23 protein-coding genes are annotated in these 26,382 nt (G+C 55.1%); 19 read left to right on the forward strand and 4 right to left on the reverse strand.

Annotated features, from left to right (window positions below; genetic code table 11):
* Positions 1 to 1,828, reverse strand: a 1,828-nt coding sequence (locus tag TH25_RS24925; RefSeq protein ID WP_114088781.1) for a methyl-accepting chemotaxis protein, incomplete at its 3' end; no start/stop codon positions are given.
* A 509-nt stretch (positions 1,829 to 2,337) separates the two neighbouring features.
* Here TH25_RS24925 and TH25_RS12575 point away from each other — a divergent pair.
* The 15 genes from TH25_RS12575 (at position 2,338) to TH25_RS12645 (ending at position 17,764) form a co-directional block, all read left to right on the forward strand.
* Positions 2,338 to 3,084 (forward strand): YebC/PmpR family DNA-binding transcriptional regulator, encoded by a 747-nt coding sequence (locus TH25_RS12575; protein ID WP_114088782.1) that lies wholly within the window; start codon positions 2,338 to 2,340, stop codon positions 3,082 to 3,084.
* 94 nt (positions 3,085 to 3,178) lie between these two features.
* A complete protein-coding gene (gene ruvC, locus TH25_RS12580; protein WP_258549141.1) occupies positions 3,179 to 3,700 on the forward strand; it encodes a crossover junction endodeoxyribonuclease RuvC in 522 nt (173 codons plus the stop codon).
* Positions 3,697 to 4,398: a Holliday junction branch migration protein RuvA gene (gene ruvA / locus TH25_RS12585; protein ID WP_114088784.1), complete on the forward strand. Its 702-nt coding sequence runs from the start codon at positions 3,697 to 3,699 to the stop codon at positions 4,396 to 4,398. Before ruvC ends, ruvA begins: the two co-directional genes overlap by 4 nt.
* Positions 4,395 to 5,474 carry a Holliday junction branch migration DNA helicase RuvB gene (ruvB, locus tag TH25_RS12590; RefSeq protein ID WP_114088785.1) on the forward strand — a complete coding sequence of 360 codons (1,080 nt, stop codon included), beginning with the start codon at positions 4,395 to 4,397 and terminating at the stop codon, positions 5,472 to 5,474. Before ruvA ends, ruvB begins: the two co-directional genes overlap by 4 nt.
* The gene (locus TH25_RS12595) at positions 5,471 to 5,920 is read left to right on the forward strand and encodes a YbgC/FadM family acyl-CoA thioesterase (protein WP_114088786.1); all 450 of its coding nucleotides are present in this window, start codon (positions 5,471 to 5,473) and stop codon (positions 5,918 to 5,920) included. The genes ruvB and TH25_RS12595 overlap by 4 nt, the downstream gene beginning before the upstream one ends.
* 7 nt (positions 5,921 to 5,927) lie before the next feature.
* A complete protein-coding gene (gene tolQ, locus TH25_RS12600) occupies positions 5,928 to 6,659 on the forward strand; it encodes a protein TolQ (RefSeq protein WP_114088787.1) in 732 nt (243 codons plus the stop codon).
* A 3-nt stretch (positions 6,660 to 6,662) separates the two neighbouring features.
* On the forward strand, positions 6,663 to 7,124 hold the full coding sequence (tolR, locus tag TH25_RS12605; protein ID WP_114088788.1) for a protein TolR: 462 nt from the start codon (positions 6,663 to 6,665) through the stop codon (positions 7,122 to 7,124).
* A gap of 6 nt (positions 7,125 to 7,130) precedes the next feature.
* Positions 7,131 to 8,171 carry an energy transducer TonB gene (locus TH25_RS12610; RefSeq protein WP_114088789.1) on the forward strand — a complete coding sequence of 347 codons (1,041 nt, stop codon included), beginning with the start codon at positions 7,131 to 7,133 and terminating at the stop codon, positions 8,169 to 8,171.
* A gap of 346 nt (positions 8,172 to 8,517) precedes the next feature.
* Positions 8,518 to 9,888, forward strand: a complete 1,371-nt coding sequence (gene tolB, locus TH25_RS12615; RefSeq protein WP_114088790.1) for a Tol-Pal system beta propeller repeat protein TolB — start codon at positions 8,518 to 8,520, stop codon at positions 9,886 to 9,888.
* A gap of 129 nt (positions 9,889 to 10,017) precedes the next feature.
* Positions 10,018 to 10,521, forward strand: coding sequence for a peptidoglycan-associated lipoprotein Pal (gene pal, locus TH25_RS12620; protein ID WP_114088791.1), 504 nt, complete (start codon positions 10,018 to 10,020; stop codon positions 10,519 to 10,521).
* A 145-nt stretch (positions 10,522 to 10,666) separates the two neighbouring features.
* Complete coding sequence (ybgF, locus tag TH25_RS12625) at positions 10,667 to 11,857, forward strand: tol-pal system protein YbgF (RefSeq protein ID WP_181847601.1); 1,191 nt, start codon at positions 10,667 to 10,669, stop codon at positions 11,855 to 11,857.
* A gap of 18 nt (positions 11,858 to 11,875) precedes the next feature.
* A complete protein-coding gene (tilS, locus tag TH25_RS12630; RefSeq protein WP_114088792.1) occupies positions 11,876 to 13,381 on the forward strand; it encodes a tRNA lysidine(34) synthetase TilS in 1,506 nt (501 codons plus the stop codon).
* A 111-nt stretch (positions 13,382 to 13,492) separates the two neighbouring features.
* On the forward strand, positions 13,493 to 15,430 hold the full coding sequence (gene ftsH / locus TH25_RS12635; RefSeq protein WP_114088793.1) for an ATP-dependent zinc metalloprotease FtsH: 1,938 nt from the start codon (positions 13,493 to 13,495) through the stop codon (positions 15,428 to 15,430).
* Positions 15,431 to 15,449: 19 nt separating this feature from the next.
* Positions 15,450 to 16,568, forward strand: a complete 1,119-nt coding sequence (gene folP / locus TH25_RS12640) for a dihydropteroate synthase (protein ID WP_114088794.1) — start codon at positions 15,450 to 15,452, stop codon at positions 16,566 to 16,568.
* 425 nt (positions 16,569 to 16,993) lie between these two features.
* A complete protein-coding gene (locus tag TH25_RS12645; protein ID WP_114088795.1) occupies positions 16,994 to 17,764 on the forward strand; it encodes a response regulator transcription factor in 771 nt (256 codons plus the stop codon).
* A 91-nt stretch (positions 17,765 to 17,855) separates the two neighbouring features.
* On the opposite strand, the gene TH25_RS12650 is transcribed toward TH25_RS12645, so the two are convergent.
* Together TH25_RS12650 and TH25_RS12655 are read right to left on the reverse strand one after the other, a co-directional pair.
* Positions 17,856 to 19,937 (reverse strand): sensor histidine kinase, encoded by a 2,082-nt coding sequence (locus TH25_RS12650; protein ID WP_114088796.1) that lies wholly within the window; start codon positions 19,935 to 19,937, stop codon positions 17,856 to 17,858.
* 2 nt (positions 19,938 to 19,939) lie between these two features.
* Complete coding sequence (locus TH25_RS12655; RefSeq protein WP_181847603.1) at positions 19,940 to 21,961, reverse strand: sensor histidine kinase; 2,022 nt, start codon at positions 21,959 to 21,961, stop codon at positions 19,940 to 19,942.
* Positions 21,962 to 22,301: 340 nt separating this feature from the next.
* Between TH25_RS12655 and glmM the strand changes: the two genes are divergently transcribed.
* The 4 genes from glmM to TH25_RS12675 are packed head-to-tail and all read left to right on the forward strand — an operon-like array spanning position 22,302 to position 25,455.
* On the forward strand, positions 22,302 to 23,654 hold the full coding sequence (glmM, locus tag TH25_RS12660; protein ID WP_114088798.1) for a phosphoglucosamine mutase: 1,353 nt from the start codon (positions 22,302 to 22,304) through the stop codon (positions 23,652 to 23,654).
* A gap of 56 nt (positions 23,655 to 23,710) precedes the next feature.
* The gene (gene thiD, locus TH25_RS12665; RefSeq protein ID WP_114088799.1) at positions 23,711 to 24,511 is read left to right on the forward strand and encodes a bifunctional hydroxymethylpyrimidine kinase/phosphomethylpyrimidine kinase; all 801 of its coding nucleotides are present in this window, start codon (positions 23,711 to 23,713) and stop codon (positions 24,509 to 24,511) included.
* Between the two features lie 24 nt (positions 24,512 to 24,535).
* Complete coding sequence (locus TH25_RS12670) at positions 24,536 to 25,099, forward strand: DinB family protein (RefSeq protein ID WP_114088800.1); 564 nt, start codon at positions 24,536 to 24,538, stop codon at positions 25,097 to 25,099.
* Positions 25,096 to 25,455 carry a hypothetical protein gene (locus TH25_RS12675; protein ID WP_114088801.1) on the forward strand — a complete coding sequence of 120 codons (360 nt, stop codon included), beginning with the start codon at positions 25,096 to 25,098 and terminating at the stop codon, positions 25,453 to 25,455. The genes TH25_RS12670 and TH25_RS12675 overlap by 4 nt, the downstream gene beginning before the upstream one ends.
* Before the next feature lie 18 nt (positions 25,456 to 25,473).
* On the opposite strand, the gene TH25_RS12680 is transcribed toward TH25_RS12675, so the two are convergent.
* On the reverse strand, positions 25,474 to 26,349 hold the full coding sequence (locus TH25_RS12680) for an AEC family transporter (protein WP_114088802.1): 876 nt from the start codon (positions 26,347 to 26,349) through the stop codon (positions 25,474 to 25,476).
* Positions 26,350 to 26,382 lie beyond the last annotated feature (33 nt).

The raw sequence follows: 26,382 nt of genomic DNA on the forward strand, positions 1-26,382 counted from the left end.
TCTTGACCTCGGCGGCAACCACGGCAAAGCCTTTGCCGGCATCACCGGCACGGGCGGCCTCGATGGTGGCATTCAGGGCCAGAAGGTTGGTTTGTTCGGCGATGTCGGTAATCAGGGCGATGACTTCGCCAATACGGTTGGCCGACTGCGACAGGCTGTTGACCAGTTCGTTGGTTTCGCGCGCCTTTTGCGCGGCATCGTTGGAGATCCGGGTTGATTCGGCCATTTGCCGATTGATTTCGGCATTCGAGGCCGAAAGTTCCTCGGTGGCGGCGGCAACGGTTTCGACATTGCCGGTCGCTTCCTGGGCCGAGGAGGCGACATCCTCGCTTTGCGTGGAAACAAGATCCGCGCTTTGGCTCATTTGCCCGGAAACCCCCTGAAGCTGTTCGGCAAGGGCGGCAATTTCGCCAACCGCACTTTCCACTTCGCCCTGCAGGGTATCGGCAAGGGTCAGCAATTCGTCCCGCAGGCTTTCATTGCGCTCCCGGTTGAGGCGTTCTTCTTCGGCCTGCATGTCGCGGACTTTGAGGGCATTTTCCTTAAACACCTCGACCGCCCGGCCCATTGCGGTAATTTCGTCATTGCCGCGCACGGGGACGGCAACATCAAGATTGCCGCCGGCCAGCGTTACCATCGTTTTTTGCAATCCGTCGAGGCGACGCAGCAGGCTGCCCCGAACATAAATGACATAAATGGCAAGCGAGAGCAGGATGGCCACGATACCAACGGCATAAAGCACGGCCGAGCTTTGTTCTTGAAGGGTTTCCGCACTGGCGGCGGATGAATCGACCTTGTTTTGCAGGGCGTCAACCAGCTTTGTGACATTGTCACGCAATGAATCTGCTGCTGTGGCACTTTGGGCAACAAATTTTTGTGCGGTTTCTGTGGCTTCCAGTTCTTTGCTCCGCAGGGTCGGGATGCTTTCATCGCCGACCGAGAGCTTTTCCATACTGTCGATAAGCTTGTTATAGAAGGCCTTGAGTTTGTCGTTGTCCATGCCGTTGATCAGGTTGCGGGCATCAGCATAATTGCCGCGCACACGAACGGAAACGATTGAAAGCTTTACAGGCTGGGTTTCGGTGCTGGCCGATACGATCATATTGGTCGCGGTTGCACCCTGACGTTCGATATTGAGGATCGGGGCACGGGTCTGCACGGCATCGTGCAGTTTGTAATATTCCTTGAGCAGGTCTTCCTTGCTCATTGTTATGACATTGACCGGATCCTCGCGCAGCCGTTTAACCGTGGCATGCGCTTGCGAAATATCGTTCTGTGTATAGGACAGCAACGGCTTTAGCGTGTCGCTATAGCGTTTGCTGAGTTCCTGAAATTCCTGGGTTTTGTCGGCTTTTTCCGTGGAAATCGCAAAACGCGACTGTGTGGCCTCGTGCAGAGATGTCAGGGTTTGTTCAAGCTGTTCACGGTTGGAGTCAATCTGGTCAAGAATTTCCGGTTCAAGACCCGCCTCGCGCAATTGGTCGATTTTGCCTTTCATCCCGATCAGGCGCTGATCCAGTTCGTCTTTGACGGCCTGTTCTTCTTTCGGGCTGGCAGCCGCGATGATCCGCGGGGCGATGGCAACAATTTCCGCACTTTCCGTTGCAAGCTGCTGTGCTGCAAACATCGGGGGCAGTTTTTCTTCGGTAATATCGGCCAGTGTGACGCCAAAACGTCCGAAGGCAAATACCCCGACGACAACGGCAGCGACGGCCATCAGGCCGACCAGGGCAAAGGAAATCAGAAGTTTGCCTTTTACGCCCAGACCGGCACCAGGTTTTTTATTCGCATTTTTTGGCCGTTTCGGGTTCCCTGTTTTTTTTCCCATTCTGTCCTACCTTTTTGTTGTACCGGCGTTCCTTTTCACCGGTTTTAAGAGGCACGGACCTTTATTAAGGTTTCCGTTAATTCGCTCTTCCCCTTGTTTGACGCCTGTGTGGAGGCTCAAACCCGACAATATTAATTTGTTGTGTTTTTTCTTCTGACGATATTGTTGCATTCTGCCGTGCTCTGCAATAGCCAAGCCGGGTTTGACACATAAAAAGCAGGTTGTTTCGCCAGACGCACAATATCGGCATGAATGTACTGTTCAGGCTGAAATTGGCGGTTTGCGTTGAGGTTGTGCGTGCGACCGCTGGACCTTGGCGCGCAAACACGTTATAGGAGCGTGCGTCGCGTTCGCCTGCAGGATGCCTCGGCAGTCTGACGGCTGCGAATGCAAGACAGTTTTTCATAATGTCGGACGGGTTACGGATACGATATGTATCTGCCCTGGTCTGATCGGGGCCCGGGCGGCACCAGATCGATAACATAGTTCAAGAATACAGGTTTCAGGTTATGGCCGGTCATTCCCAGTTTAAAAACATCATGCACCGCAAGGGCGCGCAGGACAAAAAGCGCGCCAAGATTTTTACCAAACTTGCCCGTGAAATCACGGTTTCGGCAAAGATCAGCGAAGACATCAACAGCAATCCGCGTTTGCGCGCCGCGATTGCGGCTGCCCGCGGGCAGAATATGCCCAAGGACAATATCGACCGCGCCATTAAAAAGGCGCAGGGTGCGGGCGAAGGCGATAACTTTGAAGAAGTCCGTTACGAAGGTTACGGGACGGCCGGTGTCGCTGTGATCGTCGAAGCCCTGACCGATAACCGCAACCGTACGGCCTCCGAAGTGCGCGCGGCCTTTACCAAACATGGCGGCAACCTGGGCGAAACCGGTTCGGTGGGCTTTATGTTCAACCGTATCGGCGAAATCGTGTACCCCGCCGACAAGGGCGATGCCGATACCATTTTTGAAGCAGCCCTTGAAGCCGGTGCTGCCAATGTGGAATCGGACGATGAAAACCACGTGATCGAAACCGAAATCGAGGATTTGAACGCGGTTCGCGAGGCCCTGACCGAAACCTTTGGCGACCCGGAAAGTGCCAAGCTGGTTTTCCGTCCGGTGACAACAGCGGAAATTTCGGTAGATCAGGCACAAAGCATCATGAAACTTGTTGATGTGCTTGAAGACAATGATGATGTCCAGAATGTCTGGACCAATGTTGAATGGACCGACGAAATCGTCGCGGCCCTGGATAACTGATCTTGCCTGCGCCCGTCATTTTGCTTTGAATGACGGGCGTATTTTATTTGGGCCGCTGGCCCGTTTCCTGAAAATAACAACAGGTGATTGTCACGTGGTCAGGGTTCTTGGCATTGATCCCGGTCTTCAGCGCACCGGATGGGGTGTGATTGACCTTCATGACAATCATATGCGCCATGTTGCCAATGGCGTTGTCAGTTCCACCCAGTCGCTTTCGCTGGCCGAACGGCTGGTGCAGCTTTTTTCCGGCCTGACCGACATTATTAATGAATGGTCGCCCGATGAAGCCGCAATTGAAGAAACCTTCGTTAATAAAAACCCGGTTTCGACCCTGAAACTGGGGCAGGCGCGCGGGGCAGCCCTGCTGGCACCGGCACGATTGGGCATTCCGGTTACGGAATATACACCCAATGCTGTTAAAAAGACGGTGGTCGGGGCCGGACATGCGGCCAAACAGCAGGTGGAAATGATGGTTTCAACCCTGTTGCCGGGCTGTCAAATTGCCGGTCCCGATGCGGCAGATGCGCTGGCGGTGGCAATTTGCCATGCCCAGCATGCAGGAACCCGTGCCATGATGAACCGGTATCACAACCAGAATGGGGGCTCGGCGCGATGATCGCCAAATTGCGCGGCATTGTCGATTTTATCGGCGAAGATCATGTCATTATTGATGTGAATGGTGTGGGCTATCTGGTTTTTGCCTCGCGCCGGACACTCTCCTTGATGCCGCCCGTCGGCGGGGATGCCGGTTTGATCATCGAAACCCATGTGCGCGAAGATCATATTCATCTTTATGGCTTTGCCGACAACACCGAAAAACAATGGTTTGCCCTGTTAACAACCGTTCAGGGGGTTGGGGCCAAGGTCGGCCTTGCCATTTTGTCGGTTTTGTCTCCGACCGATCTTTTGCGTGCGCTGGCATCCCAGGATACGACGGCGCTGTGCCGGGCACCCGGTGTGGGGGCCAAGGTAGCAACCCGCATTGTTGGCGAATTGAAAGACAAGGCCGCCAAACTGAATTTGGGCCCGGTTGCGGCACCGGCGGTTGCGCCTGCGGCTGCACCTGTTGCGGAAACAGCCGGTACGAAAACAAAATCCTCCCGTAAAAAGGCAGCACCTGTTGAAGCTGCCGCATCCGAAGCGCCGGTGATTGATGATGGCGCGATCATGGCCGATGCGGTTTCGGCGCTGGTGAATTTGGGGTATGGCCGCTCCGAGGCCTTTGGGGCGGTGGGCAAGGCCGCACAAAATGCAGGCGAAAACCGAAACCTGGATACCCTGATCCGCTTGGGCCTGAAGGAGCTTAGCGCGTGAACGAGGAAAATGACCGCCTGCTCAGTGGGGAACGCAACGCCGAAGACCGCCAGGAAGGGTCTTTGCGCCCGCGCAGGCTGGATGATTTTACCGGCCAGAAAGAAGTGCGCGAAAACCTGGATGTGTTCATTCAGGCGGCCCGTGGGCGCGAAGAGGCAATGGACCATGTGCTGTTTTTCGGGCCGCCGGGCCTGGGTAAAACCACATTGTCGCAAATTGTCGCCAGCGAACTGGGTGTTGGTTTTCGTGCCACCTCTGGCCCGGTGATTGCCAAGGCGGGGGACCTTGCGGCCCTTTTGACCAATTTGCAGCCCCGTGATGTGCTGTTTATTGACGAAATCCATCGTCTCAACCCGGCGGTTGAAGAAATTCTGTATCCGGCGATGGAGGATTTCCAGCTTGACCTGATCATTGGCGAGGGGCCCGCAGCACGGTCCGTGCGGATTGATTTGCCACCCTTTACCCTGGTGGGGGCCACAACCAGGTCCGGGCTTTTGACAACGCCGCTACGTGACCGTTTTGGCATTCCGCTGCGATTGCGGTTTTACGAGCCGGAAGAACTGGTTGATATTGTCGCGCGTGGGGCAAAGCTGCTTAATTTTGACATGACCCGCGATGGCGCAATGGAAATTGCCCGCCGGTCAAGGGGAACGCCGCGCATTGCCGGGCGTTTGTTACGCCGGGTAAGAGACTTTGCCGTCGTTGCCGGCAAGTCGCCGGTCAATGCCTTTATTGCCGATGCGGCCTTGACGCGGCTGGAAGTTGATAATCTGGGTCTTGATAGCCAGGACCGCCGGTATCTGACTTGTATTGCCAGCAATTATGGCGGCGGGCCGGTGGGCGTGGATACGCTGGCGGCAGCTCTTTCGGAAGAACGCGATACCATCGAGGATGTGATCGAACCCTATTTGTTGCAGCAGGGGCTGATTCAGCGAACGCCGCGCGGGCGAATGCTGGGTGTTAAGGGGTTTAACCATCTTGGATTGACGCCGCCCCGCAGTCAGGCCGGTGTGCCCATGTCGGACCTGTTTGAAAGCGAAGCCCTGAAAAATTCAAATGACGAAGGTGACGCATGAGCGACGCGCTTTTGGGAACCATTGACGGAAAACGCCACATCTACCCGTTTTGCGTGTTTTATGAGGATACCGATGCCGGTGGAATTGTGTATCACGCGCAATACCTTGCCTTTGCCGAGCGTGGCCGGACGTCAATGGTGAATTTATTGGGTTTTTCCAATAGAAACATTGCCGAACGCCACAAAGTTGCCATAGCGGTTCGACATTGTACCGTCGATTTCCGTCGGGCTGCGCGGCTTGAGGACCGGTTGACTGTGGAAAGTCGATTGATCCGAATGGGCGGTGCGTCACTGGGGTTTGAGCAAAAAATCATGCGTGATGGCGAGGAACTGGTCGTGATCGATATCGTTCTGGCCTGCATGTCGCTTGAAACCTTCAAGGCGCAACGCCTGCCGGATGAAGTAAGAAATGTGTTCAGTGACTATCTGGATGTGAACGAGGGCTAAAGAAACGATGGAAAATCAGGTTGTCGATGCCGTGTCGCTTGGCCAGTCGGTGATGGCGCATGACATGTCGATGTGGGGGCTGTTTGTCCAGGCCGGTCTGGTCGTCAAGGTGATCATGATCGGTCTTTTGCTGTCATCCGTCTGGGTGTGGGCAATTGTCTTTGAAAAAGTCTTTCGCTTGCGCAAATTGCGCGCCCAGGCCAACCAGTTTGAAGAGGCTTTCTGGTCGGGCGGGTCGCTTGAAGACCTGTATGATCGCATTGCCGACCGGCCCAAAGACCCGATGGCGGCGATATTTGTCTCGGCCATGCGCGAATGGCGCAGGTCCAATGCGCGCGGTGTTCACGGCGAAACCATGCGCGCGCGCCTGCAGCAGCGCCTTGAACGGGCGATGGAAGTCACCCTGGGTCGGGAAATGGACAGTGTTGAAAAATACATGACCTTTCTGGCCTCTGTCGGCTCGACAGCACCGTTTGTCGGGCTGTTTGGCACGGTGTGGGGCATTATGGCGTCGTTCCAGTCAATCGCGGCGTCCAAAAACACCTCGCTTGCGGTGGTGGCACCCGGTATTGCCGAGGCCCTGTTTGCAACGGCCATTGGCCTTGTTGCCGCGATCCCGGCTGTTGTCGCCTATAACAAAATCTCAAGCGATCTGAACCGTTATGGCAACCGGCTGGAAGCCTTTGTTGACGAATTCAGTTCGATCCTTTCGCGCCAGCTTGATGAAAAACGGGATTAATTTATGGGCGCACAACTAGCTTCTGGAAATTCCGGCGGCGGGCGTCGCCGTGGTCGTCGGGGGCGCGGTAATCGTCGCGCCATGAGCGACATCAACGTCACCCCGATGGTTGACGTGATGCTGGTGCTCCTTGTGATTTTCATGGTGACGGCCCCCCTGATTACGGCAGGGGTTGATGTTGACCTGCCCAAGGCCAGCGCCACCCAGATGACCGGGCAGGATGAACCCCTGGTGGTGTCCCTGACCAAGGATGGCGATATTTATTTGATGGATAGTGAGGTAAACCGGGATGACCTGGTGGCGAAACTGCGCGCCATTACCGAAAACAAGCAGGATACCCGTATCTTTGTGAAGGGTGACAAGGCAGTGGACTATGGCCAGGTCATGGATTTGATGGGGCGTATCAACGAGGCAGGTTTCAGCAAGGTTGCCCTGATTGCCGACCTGCCGGAAAAGGGCAAATAAGCGGTCATGCTGCGGAATGTGCTGATTTCACTGGCGGTACATGTGGCGATATTGCTGATCGCCTATTTCGGCTTGCCTGATTTGTTTAAACCCGAACCGCTGGAAATGCAGTCGGTATCGGTGGATGTGGTGACGGTGGATGAATTTGCCGCCGCCCAGAAAAAGGCACCGCCGCTGCCCAAGCCCGATACCAAACCGGCGGCCAAGCCGGTGCAAAAGGAAAAACCGACACCCGCGCCCGAGCCAAAACCCCAGCCGAAGCCGGAACCTAAACCCGAGCCAAAGCCGGAGCCTAAACCCGTTCCCAAACCGGAACCCAAGCCCGAGCCGAAACCGGAGCCAAAGCCCGAACCCAAGCCGAAACCCGAGGTTAAAAAGGCCCCGGAAGCTGCCCCCGTGCCTGAAAGTGATGCGGGCGAATTAAAGCCCAAGCCAAAGCCGCAAGAAAAGAAACCCGAGCCGAAGCCCGAACCCAAGCCGGAAAAGAAACCGGAACCGGCAAAAAAGCCGGAGCCAAAACCCAAGCCTGAGCCGAAACCGGAACCCAAACCGGAAAAGAAACCGGAGCCAAAGCCCGAGCCGAAGAAAAAGGAAGAGCCGCAGCGAACCCTTGCCGATATTTTGAAAGATGTTCGCAAGACGGAGGCAAAGTCGGAACCGGTCCCCGAACAGCCCGATCAGAAACCGGCAAAGGACGCATCGAGTGAACAGACGGCAACCCGCCTGTCGGATCGTTTGACCATGAGCGAGCTTGATGCGCTGAAACGTCAGATTGCGCAGTGCTGGAACCCGCCGGTGGGCTCCAAGGATGCCGATTTTGTGGTTTATCTGAATATTCAGGTTAATCCGGATCGGACGGTACGCTATGCCGAAATCGCCAATCGCAATGAAATTGGCAATGATCCGTCAAAACGGACAGTTGCTGAAAGTGCATTGCGGGCGGTTTTGAACCCGGCTTGCAGCCCGCTGAAGCTGCCGGCGAATAAATATGACCTGTGGAATACAGTCGTCATGACCTTTAACATGCGGGAGATGTTGGGTTTATAGGGGGGATTGGCAAATATTCGGGGAATTGTGACGATTTCACCGTATTTTTGCCGGAATGATTGCCGATTTTTGTTTTTTAACGTCGGCTCTGCTTTGAAAACGCGGTCACGATACTGGCAAGCCGTTGAAGAAAGACAGGAATCGGACGAGAACGGGTGGCACTTTTGGAAAATGCTGCATAGCGAAATCTGCATGAAATGATCTGCTAAAATCGCATTGCTGACCTTTGAAAGTGCCGCTGGATAAAAAACAATTGTAGCGCAAATTCACGCTCAGTTTTGACACGCGTGAATTGACGGGTTAACGAGCTATCCTTTTGAAAACGCGTGGAGAAAAGCGAGGCAGAATGACAAGCAAGACCAAGGCTTTTAAACGACACTGGCGTGTACGCGGGCTGGCTGGCCTGTGTGCCCTTGCCGTTGCTGTTGGCTTGACAGTTATTACAGCCGCCCCGGCGCGCGCCGAATTGCGTGTGGATATTACACGCGGTGAAGTGAAACCGATGCCGATCGCTGTGACAAGGTTCGCTGGCGAGGGCGTTTCGGAAACCGATGTCGGGCAGAATATTACAAATGTGATCAACAACGATCTGGCGCGCTCGGGTCTTTTCAAAACGATTGATGAAAAGGCCTTTATCCAGAGCGCCAGTTCGCTGGCGGTCAATCCCAACTTTGCCGAGTGGCGTACAATTGGCGCCCAGGCCCTGGTCAATGGCCGGGTCCTGACCGAGGCAAACGGGTTACTGCGGGTGGAATTTCGGTTGTGGGATGTTTTGGCCGAAAACCAGATGGCCGGTGTTGCGTATCGCACGCAGCCGGGCAACTGGCGGCGGATCGCCCACAAGATTGCCGACGAGATCTATAAACGCATAACCGGTGAGTCCGGGTATTTCGATACCCGCATCGTTTATGTCTCCGAATCGGGACCGGCGAGACAGCGGGTCAAGCGGCTGGCTATTATGGACCAGGATGGGGCTAACCACCGTTTCCTGACCGATGGCAAGTTTCTTGTTCTAAGCCCGCGTTTTTCGCCAACCGCCCAGGAAGTGGTCTATATGTCGTATTTCAACGACAAACCACGGGTTTATGTTCTGGATATTGATACCGGAGAGCTGGAACTGCTGGGGGATTTCCCGGGGATGACGTTCGCCCCGAGATTTTCACCAGATGGCAATTCGGTGATCATGAGCCAGGCACTGGATGGCAATAGCGAAATTTACTCGCTGGATTTACGCACCCGCGAAAAGCGCCAGTTGACGCGGCACCCCGCGGTTGATACATCGCCTTCCTATTCGCCCGATGGATCGCGGATTGTTTTCAACTCGGACCGCAGTGGCGCACAACAACTTTACGTGATGAATGCAGATGGAAGTGGCGTGCAACGGATCAGTTTCGGGGGGGGGCTTTATTCAACCCCGGTCTGGTCTCCACGTGGCGACCTGATTGCCTTCACGAAGACGCAGGGAGGTCAGTTCTATATTGGTGTCATGCGGCCAGATGGCAGTGGTGAACGGCTGCTGGCCAACGGGTACCTCGTCGAGGCCCCGACATGGGCACCAAACGGCCGGGTTTTGATGTTTGATCGCCAGATCCCGTCCAAGGATGGAACCAAGGACCGATACCGCCTGTTTTCGATTGATCTTACCGGTTATAACGAGCGCGAGATCGTTACACCGGCGGATGGGTCGGATCCGGCATGGTCGCCCTTGATTCCCTGATTTCTCAATTGTATAGTCATCGCGAAACACCGTATGCGATTCGTTTTTTAAACGTGCATGTGATGGTGTCGCGAGACATGGTAAAAACCAACTCGGGCGAATGCGTCCGGTGTTAAGGGGAAAACTTAAATGAAACTTCGGATTCTGAGTGTTTTTGCTGCTGCCGCTCTTTTGGCCGCTTGTGAAACTGCACCGGACAGCTCGGCGACCTCGCAGGGCGCAGGTGTCTCTACAATGAACCAGCCCGCAGATACCACCACTTCCAGCACGCTTTCCGAAAGCAGCCCGGAATGGTTTGCGGTCAATGTTGGCGATCGCGTCTTCTTCGCTTACGACCAGTATGACCTGTCGCCGGAAGCCCGTCGCACCCTGGAACTCCAGGCTGCATGGCTGAAGAAATATCCGCAATATACGGTTCTGGTTGAAGGCCACACCGACGAACGCGGCACGCGCGAATACAACCTTGCACTGGGTGAACGCCGTGCAAATTCCGCCAAGGATTATCTGATTGCGCTGGGCGTTGATCCGTCCCGCATCGAAACCATTTCCTATGGCAAGGAACGCCCGGTTGCTCTGGGCCATGACGAAGCCAGCTGGGCCAAAAACCGTCGCGCTGTAACGGTTGTCCGTTAATCGCGCCCCGGTTTGAAAACCGGTTTGATTTCAGGCGCCTGTCCCGGTTTCGGGGCAGGCGCCTTATTTTTGCCGTTTGACAGCGCAACGATTTTTGTTTGAAATCTGTCGCATGTGATTGAAGTTGACCAAAAAGGACCGGGACATGATCCGACCAGAACCCGCCAAGATCCAATGCGTTTCCATGCCCTCCCGGCATGAGGCCCGGGTGGCCTGGCCTGGTGCACTGCAAAAGCGCGCATCGCTTGTGACCCGGATGGGCAGTCTGGTGATTTTGGGTTTTCTGACATTTGGCATGGTTGCGCCGGCACAGGCCCAGGATGCGTCGCTGACCCGGCAGGTCGAACAATTGCGCAAGGATCTTGATCTGTTGCAGCGATATGTTTATCGCGAAGGGCCGCCCGCGGATGGGGCCGGGGCCAGCGGTGCCGGGGCGGTTGACAACAGCACACCTGCCGCCGCGCGCCAACAGGTGCAGATCGATAATTTACAAGCCCAGATCACCCAGCTTACCGGCCAGATCGAAGAACAGGGATACAAGGTGCGACAGATGTCGGACCGCCTTGACCGGCTGATTTCCGATGTTGATTTCCGGCTAAGCCAGCTTGAAGGCAAGTCGGGCGGGGCATCTGGTGGTATGTCTGGCGGGATGGCACCGGCCGGGAATGAGAACGGCGCAGGGGCGAGCGGTTCTGGTGCTGCTGTTGGTGCCGGTGCGGCAAATGCGGGTTCGGATAATGCCGGTGCTGCGGGCAATCTTGGTGGTGCCGCCAACGGAGAGCCGCTTGATAAAAACGGCACGCGCCTGTTTGGTGTGATTCGTAACGAGGGTGAGGCCCCCAATATTCCGTCCGGTCCGCAGAACGGCGCGAATTCCGGTGCGCCAGAAGCAGGTGCGGCCGCCGGTGCCACGGCGTCGTCCGGTGGTGGAGATGGTGTCTTGCCTGCCGGTTCGCCGCAGGATCAGTATCGTTATGCCTTTGGCCTGTTGCGCCAGCAAAAATTCCCCGAGGCCGAAGCCGCCTTGCGTGCCTTTGTCAAAGCCCATCCGAAAGATCCGCTGGCGGGCAATGCGCAATACTGGCTGGGCGAAACCTTTTATGTGCGCGGCAATTATGACCAGGCATCGCTGGCCTTTACCGAAGGTTTCCAAAATTATCCCGACAGCCCGAAAGCGGCAGATAATCTTTTGAAACTGGGTATGTCGCTGGCCAATCTGGGTAAAACCGATGATGCCTGCCTGACCTATGATCATCTTCTGAGCAATTTCAAAAACGCGTCTAGCGTTATTCTTGATCGTGCGCGTCAGGAAAAGAAAAACCGTAACTGCAAGTAAAAGGCGATTGGTCACATCATGTGCAATCACCAATCCGGTCGTGCGGCGTCCAGCGGGGTTCCCCTGGACGCCGCTTCTTTTTCCGCCCTGATGGCTTCTTTTGGGCCGTTCGAGGACAGGCCGCGTTTGCTGGTGGCGGTGTCAGGCGGGGCGGACAGCATGGCGCTTGCCATTCTGGCGCAGCAATGGTGTGCCGAACGCGCGGGACAGGTGCTGGCCGTGACGGTGGATCATGGTTTGCGGACTGAGGCTGCCGACGAGGCCCGCTGGGTTGCGGGCCAATTGGCCCAATATGGCATCGAACATGTGACATTGCGCTGGAACGGCGCGAAATCGGGTGCCGCGGTGCAGGAAATGGCCCGTGCGGCGCGCTATCGTCTGATTGACGGCCTGGCGCGCGACCGCGGTATTTTGCATGTTCTGGTCGCGCATCATTTGAACGACCAGTTGGAGACCGTTGCCATGCGCCAAAGTCACGATAGCGGCCCGGTGGGGCGGGCGGGGATGTCGGCCCGAAGGATGTTGCCCCATTGCCGCATTTTGCGGCCGCTTTTACCCGTATCACGGCGCGATATCGAGGCGACGTTGCAGGCTGTCATGCCGGCGGGTAGGCGCCCTGTTGCGGGGGCGCGCGGTGATCAGGCGGGCCAGGCCTGGATTACGGATCCGTCAAACCGCAATCGTGCCTTTGAACGTGTTCGTATTCGGCAACATCTGCAATTGCCTGACGGTGCCGGGGGGCAGAATGATCTTGCCGGGTTGGCGCGCGTGCGATGCGATGTGGAAGGTGAAACCGGGCGTTTTCTGGCGCGCCATGTTGCCATTGAAGCCGATGGTGTTGCCCGGATTGACAGCGCGGCCTTGATCAATACCGTCGCGCATTGTGAGGGTTCGGTATCGACAGTCAAACGGGATGCCGTTTTATATGGCATGGGGCATATTTTGCGCGTGGTGGGGGGCGGTCATTATGCTCCGGCGCGGGACTCGATTGTGCGATGTCTGGATTTGATGGGCGAAAGGCAGGCTGTACGGCAAAGTCTGGGCGGATGTGTGATCCATCGGCGCGAAAATCATATTCTGGTTTACCGCGAATTTGGCCGCATGCCCCACACGGCGTGCCCGGTTGTGATCAATGCGCCGACATCCTGGGATAACCGGTTCCAGCTTTGCCTGGAAATCCCTGAAAACGGGGGATTGCCGGAAGATCGCGACGGGTTTTCCATTGTGCCACTTGGTGCGTGTGACCCGTTTCACAAGCGCGTTTTTCGCCAAAGGCTGGCACGAACCGTGCCGTTTTGGGCCAATCGCCCCCGTCTGGCATTGGCATCATTGCCGCTTTTGTGTTGGCAAGATCAGCCTTTATCTGTCGCTGGTCTTGAGATTCATGCGCTTTCCGACGTATTATCCGCCGCCGGTTGCCCGACAGATCATCTGGAGCTGTTTCGGGCGATCAGAGTGACGTGGCGATTTGCGCCATCGGCCCCGTTGTGGGAAGGTGGTTTCAAATTCGTCGCAAATCCGTGACTTCGTACTTGCGCCGGACCGGCCTGTTATTATCTGATGGGTCAGGTCATGTCGCGGGGTGCCTGCCGCGTAGTGGCGGAAATTGTTCGCGACCAGTAGCTTGGAAAGAATATGGGAAAAAATCTCGCACTGTGGGTCATCATAGCCATTCTTTTGGTGGCTTTGTTTAACCTGTTCCAGTCGCCATCCGGACGGTCGGGCCAGTCACAACTGGCATTTTCGGACTTTCTGTCGGATGTCGATTCCGGACAGATTTCTGAAGTGACCATTCAGGGCAAAAATCTTACGGCGCAGACGCGCGACGGTCGCACCGTCAATGTCTATACACCGAATTACCCTGACCTGGTTCAGAAGCTTAATGAAAAGGGCGTGCGCATCGTTGCCAAGCCCGAAGAATCGCTGTCGCCGCTGATGAGTGCGCTGATCAGCTGGTTCCCGATGCTTCTGATTATCGGTGTCTGGATTTTCTTCATGCGCCAGATGCAGGGCGGTGGCGGCAAGGCAATGGGTTTTGGCAAGTCGAAGGCAAAGCTTTTGACGGAAAAATCCGGCCGTGTGACCTTTGAGGATGTTGCCGGGATCGAAGAAGCCAAAAGTGAACTTGAAGAAGTTGTCGACTTCCTGCGCGACCCGCAGAAGTTTCAGCGTCTTGGGGGTAAAATTCCGAAGGGTATGTTGCTGGTTGGCCCTCCGGGTACCGGTAAAACCCTTTTGGCCCGTGCCATTGCCGGCGAGGCCAATGTGCCCTTTTTCACCATTTCGGGTTCCGACTTTGTGGAAATGTTTGTCGGTGTGGGTGCCTCGCGTGTCCGTGACATGTTTGAACAGGGTAAAAAGAACGCGCCCTGCATTATCTTCATCGACGAAATTGACGCTGTGGGCCGCCATCGTGGTGCCGGCCTTGGCGGGGGCAATGATGAACGCGAACAGACGCTTAACCAGCTTCTGGTCGAAATGGACGGTTTTGAAGCCAATGAGGGCGTGATCCTTGTTGCCGCAACCAACCGTCCCGACGTTCTGGACCCTGCCTTGCTGCGTCCGGGCCGTTTTGACCGCCAGGTCGTGGTGCCGAACCCGGATCTTGAAGGCCGTGCGCATATTCTTGGTGTGCACGCCCGCAAGATCCCGCTGGGGCCGGATGTTGATCTGCGCACGGTGGCACGCGGTACGCCGGGCTTTTCCGGGGCGGACCTTGCCAATCTGGTAAACGAGGCTGCTTTGGCGGCTGCCCGTCTTGGCAAGCGTGTCGTTACCATGTCGGATTTTGAAAATGCCAAGGACAAGGTCATGATGGGGGCGGAACGCCGCTCCATGATCATGACCGATGACGAAAAGAAACTGACGGCCTATCACGAAGGTGGTCATGCTCTTGTTGCCTTGCATACCCCGGCATCTGATCCGATTCACAAGGCGACCATTATCCCGCGTGGCCGTGCGCTGGGTATGGTGATGCGCCTGCCGGAACGCGACCAGGTTTCCAAATCCTATGAACAGCTGATTTCCGATCTGGCTGTTGCGATGGGGGGCCGTGTGGCCGAAGAACTGATTTTCGGCAAGGACAAGGTCACGACCGGAGCATCGTCCGACATCAATATGGTGACGCAATATGCGCGCAAGATGGTGACGGAATGGGGCTTTTCGGAAAAGCTGGGTAATGTCAAATATGTCGATAACCAGGAAGAAGTGTTCCTGGGGCATTCGGTTGCCCAGCATAAAAACGTGTCGGAAAAGACCGCACAGTTGATTGATGAAGAAGTCCGTCGGTTCTCGGACGAGGCGCTGGCATTTGCCCGGCGTGTTCTGACCGAACATATTGATGATCTTCATGTGCTTGCCAAGGGCCTGTTGGAATACGAAACCCTGAGCGGCAAGGAAATCGAAGCCCTGTTGCGGGGTGAAGAAATCAACCGTCCGGGGCATTCCGGCGGTTCCGGAACCGATAATGGCACGCCGGGCCGTCGTTCGGCTGTTCCGACAACCGGTACACGCAAGGAAAATCCCGATGAAGGTAGCGGTGATCTGTCACCCGAACCGCAACCGGGAAGCTAACAAGAGAGATTGCTGACCTATGGACAAGATCGAAGGATCGGTCCTGCGAAGCCCCGCCGATGTGCGGGGCTTTGCCGATTTTGATGGACCGTTATATTACGTGCCGACCGGTTTTATTGACCGGGCGGATGACCCGCAAACTTTGCCGCTGGCCGGTGGCCGCAGGGGATTTTCGGCGCTGGAGATTATCCGCCGTCTTGATGATGGCGGCGCACAAAGCATGATTTTGCCGCTGCTGGCCCTGGAGGGCTGGGTGCAGAATTGCGGCCGGGTGGATGAAATCAATGCCGTGCTGGACCGTTTGACCGGCAATCGCCGGGCGTTTGCCAACCAGGACATGGAAAGCACCCATGTGATGGGGATTGTTAATGTCACGCCAGACAGTTTTTCGGATGGCGGTGATCATGACAGTGCACAAAAGGCGATTGCGCATGGCCGTGCCTTGGCCGCGAGTGGGGCCTCCATTCTTGATATTGGCGGGGAATCCACCCGTCCCGGCGCGGCACCGGTGTCGATTGACGAAGAAATTGCCCGTGTGGTTCCCGTGATTGAGGCCTTATCCGCCGATGGTCACTGTGTGTCGGTTGATACACGGCATGGCGCGGTAATGAAGGCGGCCATGCAGGCCGGGGCGCGGATCATCAATGATGTTACCGCGCTGGAAGGGGACGAGGAATCGCTTGAATTTGTCAGCCAGTCGGATGACATTCCGGTGATCCTGATGCACATGCAAGGTGAGCCGGGCACCATGCAGGACAATCCCAACTATGATTGTGCCGTGCTTGATGTGTATGATTACCTGCTGGACCGTATTGAAAGCTGTGAGCGTGCTGGCATCAGCCGGGACCGGATTTGTGTTGATCCGGGGATCGGCTTTGGCAAATCCCTGTCACACAATCTGGAGCTTCTGTCGCGGTTGTCGATTTTTCATGGTTTGGGCTGCCCGCTTTTGCTTGGTGCGTCGCGCAAATCCTTTATCGGCAAGATTGACCCGGATGCAACGCCAAAGCAGCGTTTGGGCGGTTCCCTGACGGCGGCCCTGAATGGCTGGCGGCAGGGCGCGCAAATTTTGCGGGTGCATGATGTTGATGAAACCGTGCAGGCGTTGAGTGTTGCTTCGGCAATCGGTGCTGTCTGATACCGGGGCGGACCGCGAGGGGCCACTATTCAGATTTGCAAGCGCCGATTGCGTCTTATCCTGATTTTCGACACCCGGTCTTTATTGGCCGGGTGTTCTTCGTTCGGCGTCCGGTCGCTGATTGGTCGTACGTCCTGTTGACGTCCGGACTCCTTTCCTTTGCCGGATATTTGATGCAAAACGCTCTGCCTGCGGGACTGTTATAAATCTGTCAATTTCTGACAGTTGGTCCTTCTTGCTTGCCATTGCGGGGCTTAGACTTCATATGTCTATGATCGGATAAGTAATGTACTCGTATGCCTTATTGTATCTGCGGGGTATTCTTTCGCCGGTAGGATCAATTCATGCCTGAATGCACATTGACAGCTTGATGGCAACATATTGTAAACTATCCTTGTGCTGTCAGGCGGGTCGGAGCGGAAAAAATGGCTGCGTGTATTTTTGTGGTCGAGGACAATCAGGACCTTAACCGTGATCTCTGTGAGTATCTCGAGATCTGCGGTTTTGATGTTGTTGGATGCGAGAGCGGCCAGGAATTTCATAACGCGCTTGAACAACAAACGCCAACTGCCGTTATTTTTGATGTGATGCTGCCCGATGCTGACGGGTTTGACCTGGCCCGTTTTACCCGAACCAAAATTGACTGCGGTATTATGATGCTGACCTCGCTTTCGGGGATGGATCAGCATTTGGCGGGGTATCAGGCAGGGGCCGATGTGTATCTGACCAAAGACAGCCCGCTTTCGGTGATCGAGGCGGCGTTGCGTCCGCTCTTGCGCCGGGTTGCCACACCATCCCCCGACGGTGATGCTGATAACGCATCCGATCTACCTGTTGATTTCTGGACACTGGATCGTCTGAATTGGACGCTGACAACGCCTGAAGGCCATTCCGCCGTATTGACCGCAGGTGAACGCACGATCATCAGCGTTTTGATCGAGGCCAATGGCGGCTGGTTGACGCGCCCTGATATTGTCAAGGCGCTGGGAAAGGCGGATACGGCGGAAAACTGCCGTAATCTGGATACAGCCATTCGTCGGGTGCGGCAAAAAATATCGAAGGATACGGGCGCGGAACTTCCGGTACGTACGGCCTATGGCCGTGGATATGCCTTTACCTCGCCCGGGATCATTCTGCAAGACGATGACGCGGATGAAGATACCGCAGAGCCGGTTAAAATACGCTCCAATGCCTGATGGCCCGGTGCGGTGTGTTAACAGTTAAGGCAGCATTCTAAAGCGATTTGCCTGTAAAGGGACTGTCGCGTGTCGGGCAGGGTGTTATCCCTTAAAGCGGGACTTCAAGTGGCAGGGTCAGGCGAATATTAAATTCGTTGTCTTTTCCGGTTACAATATTGGTTTTCCCCCCATGTGCCGTGATAATGCGCTGGGTAATATGCAAACCCAAGCTGGTATTATTGTGCGGTGCCAGTTTTTCAATATCGATCTTTTTTTCGTAGAATCTCGGTGGGGCATCCTTGTCTGCATCCGGGGCATCGGCATCCGGGGTGACAAACAGTGACTTGCGTAACTTGTCCAGATTGTTTTTTGGCATGTCTTTCAAGCCGGGATGGGATATGTCGATGATCAGGGTGATGTCATATTCTTCATATGCCACCATCAAAATGGTTTCCCCCGGATAATGACGGCGTGCATTTTCAATCACGTTGGTCAGGGCAAGGCTTAACAGGGTTTCATCGGCATATAAAACGCTGTTGGCGCTGCTGGCATAGGTTAGCTGGACTTTGGCATGGTCGCGCTGTGCCATGGTGACAAATTCCTGCAAAAAGGACTTTGCCGGTATCAGTTTGCGGGCCAGGGCAAATTGCGGCGCATTAAGATTATCCTTGCCCAAAAACACATCCACCAGCCGGGCCAGTTTGGCCGATTGCTCCTGAATGCGCCGCAGGCGGTCCGTAACCGGGCGCGGGACGTCGGGGGTTCCGTTGGCAACGGCCTGTTTGTGCAATCTGACAGATACCATTTCGGCAGCGCGCTGGATAACGGCCAGCGGGGTGCGGAATTCGTGTGACAGCATTGAAACAAGTTTGCGCTGTTCTTCGACAATTTTTTCGGTGCTTTCGGCGATATTTGCAGCTTGCATCCGGTCGCGGTCGATTGCCGTGATGCGCAATGCCATCAGCACACTCATCAAGACCAAATGGGCCGCAAGCGCGATGGGGTAGGCGGCGATCGTAAAGCTGTTGATTGGCAAAATGTTGTTGATGGCCAGATAATAGATCAAAAGCGATATGGTGGGCACAGCAAGGACGGTCAGATAGACCCAGTGGGCAATAAAACGCGGATTGCGGATGATACGACGGATCAGAAAACCGATATAAATCGACATGACACCGGCATGGGAGAATTGGCAAATACTGGCAAATATTGCGTAAAGCGGTGTCGTCGCCGTGACCGAGAGCAGCAGAATGATGGCTGAATAGCTGTAGAATATTTTTTTGCACAATCGGCATTCCGAGCCGATATCAAGGATGCTGACCCATAACAGACTTGCCGCGGAAATATTGATCGCCGTTCCCGCCCCGATGAAAAGGTCGCTGGCATAGGGCCATTCAGGGGCAAAAACCGTAAGAAACAGCCCGTTCACGCTTGAGGACAGAATGCCAAACGCCATCAGGCAAACGCCATACAGCGCGACGGCATTGTCATGAATGAAGGCACCAATAACGATGTATATGAATGACATCATGAGAATGACGCCAATAAACAGTCCGCTACCGGCAAGTTCGGTAGACCAGCGGCTGATCAGGACGTCGTTTGATAGCAGGGATGCCTGGAGGAACTGCGTGCTGTTGGAATGGGTGCGAATATAAAGTGTGTAGGAACCTTCATCGAGTGCCGGAAACGCCGCGATGTGGTCAGGCGCGAGTACCGGCCGCTGACTGGAGGGAACATGATCCCCCAGCAAGGTGGTCCATATCGGGGTCGCGTCGCCTTTGCGGACCAGATAAAGGTTGATTGTGTTAAGAAAGATCGGACCAATATCAATATGGCGGGTATTGTGAACCGGGTTGGATGCAACAAGGTCGATCCGGTACCAGATGGCATCATTGGTGTAGCCAAAAACCGGCACGTCTTTGTGGGCTTGAAAGGCGCTGTCGGGCAGGGCAAGAATATCGGTCAGTTTTTTTTGCTGGCCGGGGTCACGGTAGCTGGCAATATGCCCGGTAAAGAGAATATCGCCATCGGTATTTTTTGAAATATCAATGGCCGGGGCAAGGTTTGCACGTGCCTGGCCCGAATACCCAATCGCGATAAATAACATCACAAGAAAAAAGGCAAAAAAACGCATCGTGCCAGCGATGGGCGACAGCCGGGTTTTGCAAGGGGTGAAACAGGCGATGGACATGGCTATTCCGCCCCCGTCTGGCTGGCAAGGCGGTTGGAACCGAGACGGTGCATATTGCGGTGACGGATATTGTGGATGGTGGCATCCCGGTCAAGCGGCAGTTTGAACACAACGGTGGTACCGCCTCTTTCCGCGACCGACAGGGTTATGGACCCGTTATGCGCTTCGAGAATGCGATTGGCGATATGCAGACCAAGCCCGACCCCGCGCGTGCCATCCGATGTTTTGCCGCGATAAAAGGCCATTGACACCTGGGAGAGATCCTCGTCACTCATGCCGGGCCCGTGATCGACAACCCGGATATAGGCATAGCCGTCGCCCCGATGGTTGCAATCCATTAAAATCGGTGAATTCGGTGCGTATTTGCGGGCGTTTTCAATGATATTGACGATGGCAAGTTTCAGAAGTGTTGGATCGGCATTAATCGCGGTATCGGCGTCGCCATGCAGGGAAATGTCCATTTGCTTTCCTTCCTGGTCCAGGGATTCGACAAGATCGGAAAGAAATTCCAGCAGAATGATTGGCTGGCGGTTGAGGTTGAAGGCCCCGCGATCAAGGGTATCTTTGGTCAGGAACACATCAACCAGTGCGGAGAGCTGACCGGCATGGTTGCGAATGCGGGCCATGCGATCGGAAATGCCGCTGCCGGCATTGCCCAGATGCAGCGAAATCAGTTCGGCGGATCGCTGGATGATGGCAAGCGGGGTGCGAAATTCGTGGCCCAGCATGGTGATGAATTCGCGTTGTTCTTCTGCCAATTGGCGGGTGCGGTGGCGGCGCCCCTGTGCGGCCACGCGTGCTTTTTCCAGATAGCTGGTACGATAGGCCATTGCCAGTCCCATCATGACAAGATGGAAAACGGTCGCAACCGGATAAATCGTTTGGGTGAATTTGCTGTAGGGGATAAAGCCGACCAGAGCCGCAATATAAATGATCGCAGCGATTGTCGGGATGCCCAGGGTGAAGAGATAAAATAAAAAAATGCCGCGCGGGTTTTTCACAAAACGATAAATCAGCCAGCCAAAGACACTGATCAGCACGAACAGATGGAATGTCAGAAAATAGCGGCCAAAATCAATGTAGTAGGACGTGCAGGTGATTGTGATCAGACTGGCGGCAAAGAGGCAGTAGGCACAATAAAGCCGGTATATACGGCGGCTGATCTGTTTTACATCCGTGATCTGGACCCACAGGATGACGCTGGTTGCAACAGACAGAACCGAACCACTGCCGGTCAACAGGTCATTGACGGGTGTCCATAGCGGTTGAAATAGTAAAAGACCCAGGCCGGTCATCCCGACGCCAAGCAGGGCAACGGCGAAGACATAGGCACCATACCAAAACAGGATAATATCCCGGATCAGAATGCCACCGGTGATGTAAACGCCACCAATCACAAATAGCGATGCGACGATGATGCTGGAAATGATCAGCATCCGACCGCCCTTGGTCATCAGGGTCGAGTCATTGAGAAGCCGGGCGGAAAATGTGCTGGTGCTGGTTGTTTCCACGCGAAACAGAATACGGTAGTCGCCAGGAAGCAGATAGGGCAACCGGGCCGTAAGATTGCGGTTTCTGATTGTATCGGGTGTGAATTTTACATTATCGCCCAGTTCGTCCCGCCAGATGAATGTATCGGCATTGATGTCGTAAATGGCGACATTGACCCAGTTCAGAAAGGGCGGAGAAATTTCCAGAAAAAGCCGTTTGCTTTGTTCATCTGCCAATGGACTGGCGGCGGATTTCGTAATTTTAATGTCGGTCCGATACCAGACCCAGGCATGGGTGTATCCGGGGCCGGGTGTATTTGTTATGGGTTGAAAATCGCTGATCGGGCGCAGCGCAACGTCACGAAATGAAAAAAGATGATCCGGGTCGATCAGCCGGAAGGTGTTGTCATTTAACGACAGGTCAAATTCGGAACCAGCCGCAGGCTGACTGAAAACCAAAGACAGGTCGGGCGTTGGCTGTGCCTTTGCCGGTGCGGTTGAAGTGGATAGGGTGCACACGGCAAGCAGCAGCATTGTAACGACCAGCCTGATGTCATGTGCTGGTGATCCCCTCCGGATAAGGCGCAAAACTGCCTGCCCCATACCAACCGGGTCACTTTGCCAGGATATGTTGGCCGTCGATCTCAATATATGTGGTCCCCCAAATCTGTCCCCGATAATGTGTTAACGATAAATATGTCGGGACGCCATTGCTTTGTTAAACCGATTTCGGGGGCTTTTGCCCGGTATTGTGCCGATTTTGCCATTTTGTGCATGACGGGCAGGGGGATAAGGCGGTGGCAATATGGTTCGACTTTGTTATAACCGGTGTATTGACCGCGACGAATTTGAGTTTGAAGAAAGAATCCAGTAGATGAGCCGCAAATATTTTGGGACTGACGGAATCCGTGGCACTGCCAATCATGCACCGATGACGGCGGAAGTTGCCCTGAAGGTGGGGATGGCAACGGGGCGTTATTTCACGCGCGGCAATCATCGTCACCGTGTTGTGATCGGCAAGGATACCCGCCTGTCGGGCTATATGCTTGAACCGGCCCTGGTGGCCGGTTTTACCTCGATGGGGATGGATGTGATCCTGGTGGGTCCCATGCCGACACCGGCTGTTGCCATGCTGACCAAATCGATGCGGGCCGATATTGGTGTGATGATTTCGGCATCCCATAATCCCTATGAGGATAACGGCATCAAGCTGTTCGGGCCGGATGGTTTTAAACTTTCCGATGCGGTTGAAAGCGAAATTGAAGCCCTGATGGACAGCGATCTGTCCTCCATGCTGGTTCCGGCCAGTGATTTGGGGCGGGCAAAACGTATTGAAGATGCGCGCGGACGTTATATTGAAGCCGTAAAATCATCCCTGCCAGGGGACGTCACGCTTGAAGGGCTGCGCATTGTGCTCGATTGTGCAAATGGCGCGGCTTACAGTGTGGCGCCGATGGTGTTGCGCGAATTGGGAGCCGAAGTTATTGAAATCGGCACCAAGCCGAACGGATTTAACATTAATGCGGAATGTGGTTCGACCTACACCAAACCAATGTGCGAAATGGTGGTGGAGCGTCGTGCCGATGTCGGCATTGCGCTTGATGGTGATGCCGACCGCGTGCAGATGTGCGACGAAAAAGGCCGCCTGATTGACGGCGATCAGTTGATGGGCCTGGTGACAACACACTGGCATAAAAACGGCCAGTTGCGCGGCAATGCCCTGGTGGCGACGGTGATGTCCAATCTGGGCCTTGAACGCTACCTTGAAAAACAGGGTTTGCGGCTGATCCGCACCAAGGTTGGCGACCGTTATGTGGTGGAGCAGATGCGCGCACTTGATTGCAATGTGGGCGGGGAACAGTCCGGCCATATCGTGTTGTCGGACTTTGCCTCGACCGGTGACGGGTTGCTGGCCTCCTTGCAGGTTCTGGCGGTTCTGGCCGGGCATGACGGGCCGGTGTCAAAGATGACGCATGTGTTTGACCCGCTGCCGCAAATCCTGAAAAACGTGCGTTATGCGGCGGGAACCGACCCGTTGAATGATGATCGCGTGATTGAGGCAATATCGGCGGCTGAAAAGTCCTTTAACGGCGATGGCCGGGTGCTTATTCGCAAATCGGGTACGGAACCGCTGATCCGGGTTATGGCGGAAGGCGATGACGCCACCCATGTAGAGCGGGTTGTTGATGATATTGTGGCGTGCATCCAGACCGTGAGCGCGGCCTGACGCAGCGGGCCGTGCATGATGGTGCACCCGAAACGAGATAACAGGAGAGACGCCCGATGAAGGGACGCGTGTTGATTATGGCCGGATCGGATAGTTCCGGCGGGGCAGGTATCCAGGCCGACATCAAAACCGTCACGGTCCTGGGCGGCTATGCGGCAACGGCAATTACGGCGTTGACCGCGCAAAATACCCAGGGCGTTTTCGGGGTGCTGGGCATTGACCCGGCATTTATCACCCGGCAAGCCGAACTTATGATCGATGATATTGGCGTGGATTGCCTGAAAACCGGGATGCTGCATTCGGTTCCGGTCATTCGCGCGGTGACGGATATTCTCGATGGCAAGGCGGCAGGCGTGCCGGTGGTGATTGACCCGGTGATGATTTCGCAAAGCGGGTCGCGCCTGCTTGAGGAAGATGCGGTTGAAAGCGTGATCGAACTTCTGGTGCCGCGTGCCACGGTGTTAACACCGAATATCCCGGAGGCCGAAGTGCTGACCGGGATGCGCATTAACAGCGACGATGACATGATCATTGCGGCGGAAAAAATCGGTGCGATGGGGGCAAATGCGGTGTTGCTGAAAGGCGGGCATTCCCAGGGCGATCGGATTGTCGATATTCTGTGGGACCGCGAACATGGTGTTTCCGGATTTGAGGAGACCCGTATTCCGTCCGATAACAATCACGGCACGGGGTGTACTCTTGCCAGTGCAATTGCCACGGGAATAGCCCAGGGACTGAACCTGGCGGATGCGGTGGCGCGTGCACGTGCCTATGTTCGCGAGGCCATTCGCACCGCCCCGGATTTTGGCAAGGGCAATGGCCCGCTGAACCATGCCCATCCGGTCACGGGGGAATAAGCCCGTTTTTCAAAGGTGTCGAACATGTCACAGCCCGATATTGTCCTGCCAGGCACATCGTTTGTTGACCAGGCACGCAATAATGCCTGGTCAAATTTCCGATTGCTCGCCTGTTGCCAGAAACTGGATGACGCGGCATTAAAGGCAAACCGGACATCGTTTTTTCCGACCATCCTTCAAACCCTCAATCATATTCTGATCGTGGACTGGTTTTACATTGATGCGCTGCTTGATTGCGGGCGCGGCACGGCCTGCTTTGCCAATGAAAACCCCTATTCGGACATCACGGCGCTGGCGACGGCGCAAAAGGCAAGTGATCAGACATTGTTGACATTTTGCCAGAACCTGACGGTTGAAGGCGCCCGAAAACGCGTGACAGTTGATCGTGGTAACGGTGTTTTGGCCCATGAAACGGCAGGGGCGGTTTTGTCGCATTTATTTGTGCATCAAACCCATCATCGCGGCCAGGTGCATGCCATGCTGACGGGAACATTGCAAAAACCGCCGCAGCTTGATGAATATTACCTTGATTGTGATGCCGAATTTCGCGGCACCGATTTTCAGGAACTGGGATGGGATGGTAAATGAAACATCAAATGCGGGGGCGGATGCTGCGCCGGTTCTTTGCTGTTGCGATTATTGCCGGCCTGGCATTTGCCACGCTGAATGGTCCGCGTGAATGGCTGGCAAATTTGATCTGGCCGGAAGGACCCGCCCCGTGGGAAAAGGTAACGGCAGTTTATTTCCCCAATAAAAACGATAAAACGGCGTTTCGGTTTGCAGGCGAGGACCTTGGAAGCCTTGATCAATGCCGTGATGCGGTGATGGAACTTGCCGCAACCAATAATGACCCGGACCTGAAACACGGCAGTTATGATTGTGCCGTGGGTTTTTATGCCGACGATGATCACACGGGGCACTACAGGTTAACCCTGTCGCATTAGGTTTATCGTCAAGGCAGTCTATAAAACGTACCACAACAGGGCGGGCAGGCTGATGGCGGCCAGGAAGGTGGATGAAATGACCACACCGGCTACTTCTTCGGGTTCGTTGTCGTAAAGCTGGGCAAACAGATAGCAAAATACCGCAACCGGCATCGAACATTGTAAAATCACCACCCCCCGGGCCATGCCTTCAAGCCCCATAAGCTCGGCAATGGCAAGGCCAACGCCAAATCCCATTACCAGACGCACAACTGACAGGCCAATACTGCGCACCAGACTGACCGGCTTTAGACGGGCCAGCGACACGCCCAATGTAAACAGCATTAACGGAATGGTGAGCTGGCCGATCAGATCGGTTGTATTGTAAAGCCAGTCGGGCACGGGGGTTTTGGTTGTCAGAAAGGCAATCGCCACCATCGTTGCCGGGATGATGGGCATTTTCACAAGCGATCGCAGCGAAAAAGTTCCCGCGACAAAGGCCACCCCCAGCGTAAATTGCAAAACAATCATGGCGGTAAAAAAGGCAACCGCCAGTGCAAGCCCGTCATTGCCAAAAGCCAACAGGCAAACCGGCAAACCAACATTGCCAATATTGGGCCATGTCAGCGATTGCAGATAGGTCCGTGGTGACAACCCCAGCAGTTTCAGCACGATCCAGCCAATGACCGCAAAGGCGAGGGTTGAAATGATGGCCGCAGTGCCCATCGAGATCAGGGCGCTGCCCCCGATCTTGACCGTGGCAAGGGCGGCGAAGGTCAGGCAGGGGGTACCAAAAAATGTGACCAGCGAGGTGACAAGGGATGTGTCAAAATGTTTTCCCGCCCGCGACCAGAAATATCCCAGCCCGGTTGTAATGAAAACCGGGGCAAGTACGGCAAAAATATTTGAAAACATTCATCATCCCCTGACAAAACCGCCATCCAAGGG

The organism is Thalassospira profundimaris (genome assembly GCF_003326755.1).
GTDB classification, from domain to species: domain Bacteria; phylum Pseudomonadota; class Alphaproteobacteria; order Rhodospirillales; family Thalassospiraceae; genus Thalassospira; species Thalassospira profundimaris_B.

Excerpts from the sequence above, each read along its gene's own strand:
- tolB (WP_114088790.1), top strand. The coding sequence starts at position 8,518 with ATGACAAGCAAGACCAAGGCTTTTAAACGACACTGGCGTGTACGCGGG.
- tolR (WP_114088788.1), top strand. The coding sequence starts at position 6,663 with ATGGGCGCACAACTAGCTTCTGGAAATTCCGGCGGCGGGCGTCGCCGT.
- TH25_RS12575 (WP_114088782.1), top strand. The coding sequence starts at position 2,338 with ATGGCCGGTCATTCCCAGTTTAAAAACATCATGCACCGCAAGGGCGCG.
- ftsH (WP_114088793.1), top strand. The coding sequence starts at position 13,493 with ATGGGAAAAAATCTCGCACTGTGGGTCATCATAGCCATTCTTTTGGTG.
- TH25_RS12610 (WP_114088789.1), top strand. The coding sequence starts at position 7,131 with ATGCTGCGGAATGTGCTGATTTCACTGGCGGTACATGTGGCGATATTG.
- tilS (WP_114088792.1), top strand. The coding sequence starts at position 11,876 with ATGTGCAATCACCAATCCGGTCGTGCGGCGTCCAGCGGGGTTCCCCTG.
- TH25_RS12670 (WP_114088800.1), top strand. The coding sequence starts at position 24,536 with ATGTCACAGCCCGATATTGTCCTGCCAGGCACATCGTTTGTTGACCAG.
- TH25_RS12680 (WP_114088802.1), bottom strand. The coding sequence starts at position 26,349 with ATGTTTTCAAATATTTTTGCCGTACTTGCCCCGGTTTTCATTACAACC.
- TH25_RS12675 (WP_114088801.1), top strand. The coding sequence starts at position 25,096 with ATGAAACATCAAATGCGGGGGCGGATGCTGCGCCGGTTCTTTGCTGTT.
- tolQ (WP_114088787.1), top strand. The coding sequence starts at position 5,928 with ATGGAAAATCAGGTTGTCGATGCCGTGTCGCTTGGCCAGTCGGTGATG.
- thiD (WP_114088799.1), top strand. The coding sequence starts at position 23,711 with ATGAAGGGACGCGTGTTGATTATGGCCGGATCGGATAGTTCCGGCGGG.
- ybgF (WP_181847601.1), top strand. The coding sequence starts at position 10,667 with ATGATCCGACCAGAACCCGCCAAGATCCAATGCGTTTCCATGCCCTCC.
- glmM (WP_114088798.1), top strand. The coding sequence starts at position 22,302 with ATGAGCCGCAAATATTTTGGGACTGACGGAATCCGTGGCACTGCCAAT.
- ruvA (WP_114088784.1), top strand. The coding sequence starts at position 3,697 with ATGATCGCCAAATTGCGCGGCATTGTCGATTTTATCGGCGAAGATCAT.
- TH25_RS12595 (WP_114088786.1), top strand. The coding sequence starts at position 5,471 with ATGAGCGACGCGCTTTTGGGAACCATTGACGGAAAACGCCACATCTAC.
- pal (WP_114088791.1), top strand. The coding sequence starts at position 10,018 with ATGAAACTTCGGATTCTGAGTGTTTTTGCTGCTGCCGCTCTTTTGGCC.
- TH25_RS12650 (WP_114088796.1), bottom strand. The coding sequence starts at position 19,937 with ATGTCCATCGCCTGTTTCACCCCTTGCAAAACCCGGCTGTCGCCCATC.
- TH25_RS12655 (WP_181847603.1), bottom strand. The coding sequence starts at position 21,961 with ATGCTGCTGCTTGCCGTGTGCACCCTATCCACTTCAACCGCACCGGCA.
- TH25_RS12645 (WP_114088795.1), top strand. The coding sequence starts at position 16,994 with ATGGCTGCGTGTATTTTTGTGGTCGAGGACAATCAGGACCTTAACCGT.
- folP (WP_114088794.1), top strand. The coding sequence starts at position 15,450 with ATGGACAAGATCGAAGGATCGGTCCTGCGAAGCCCCGCCGATGTGCGG.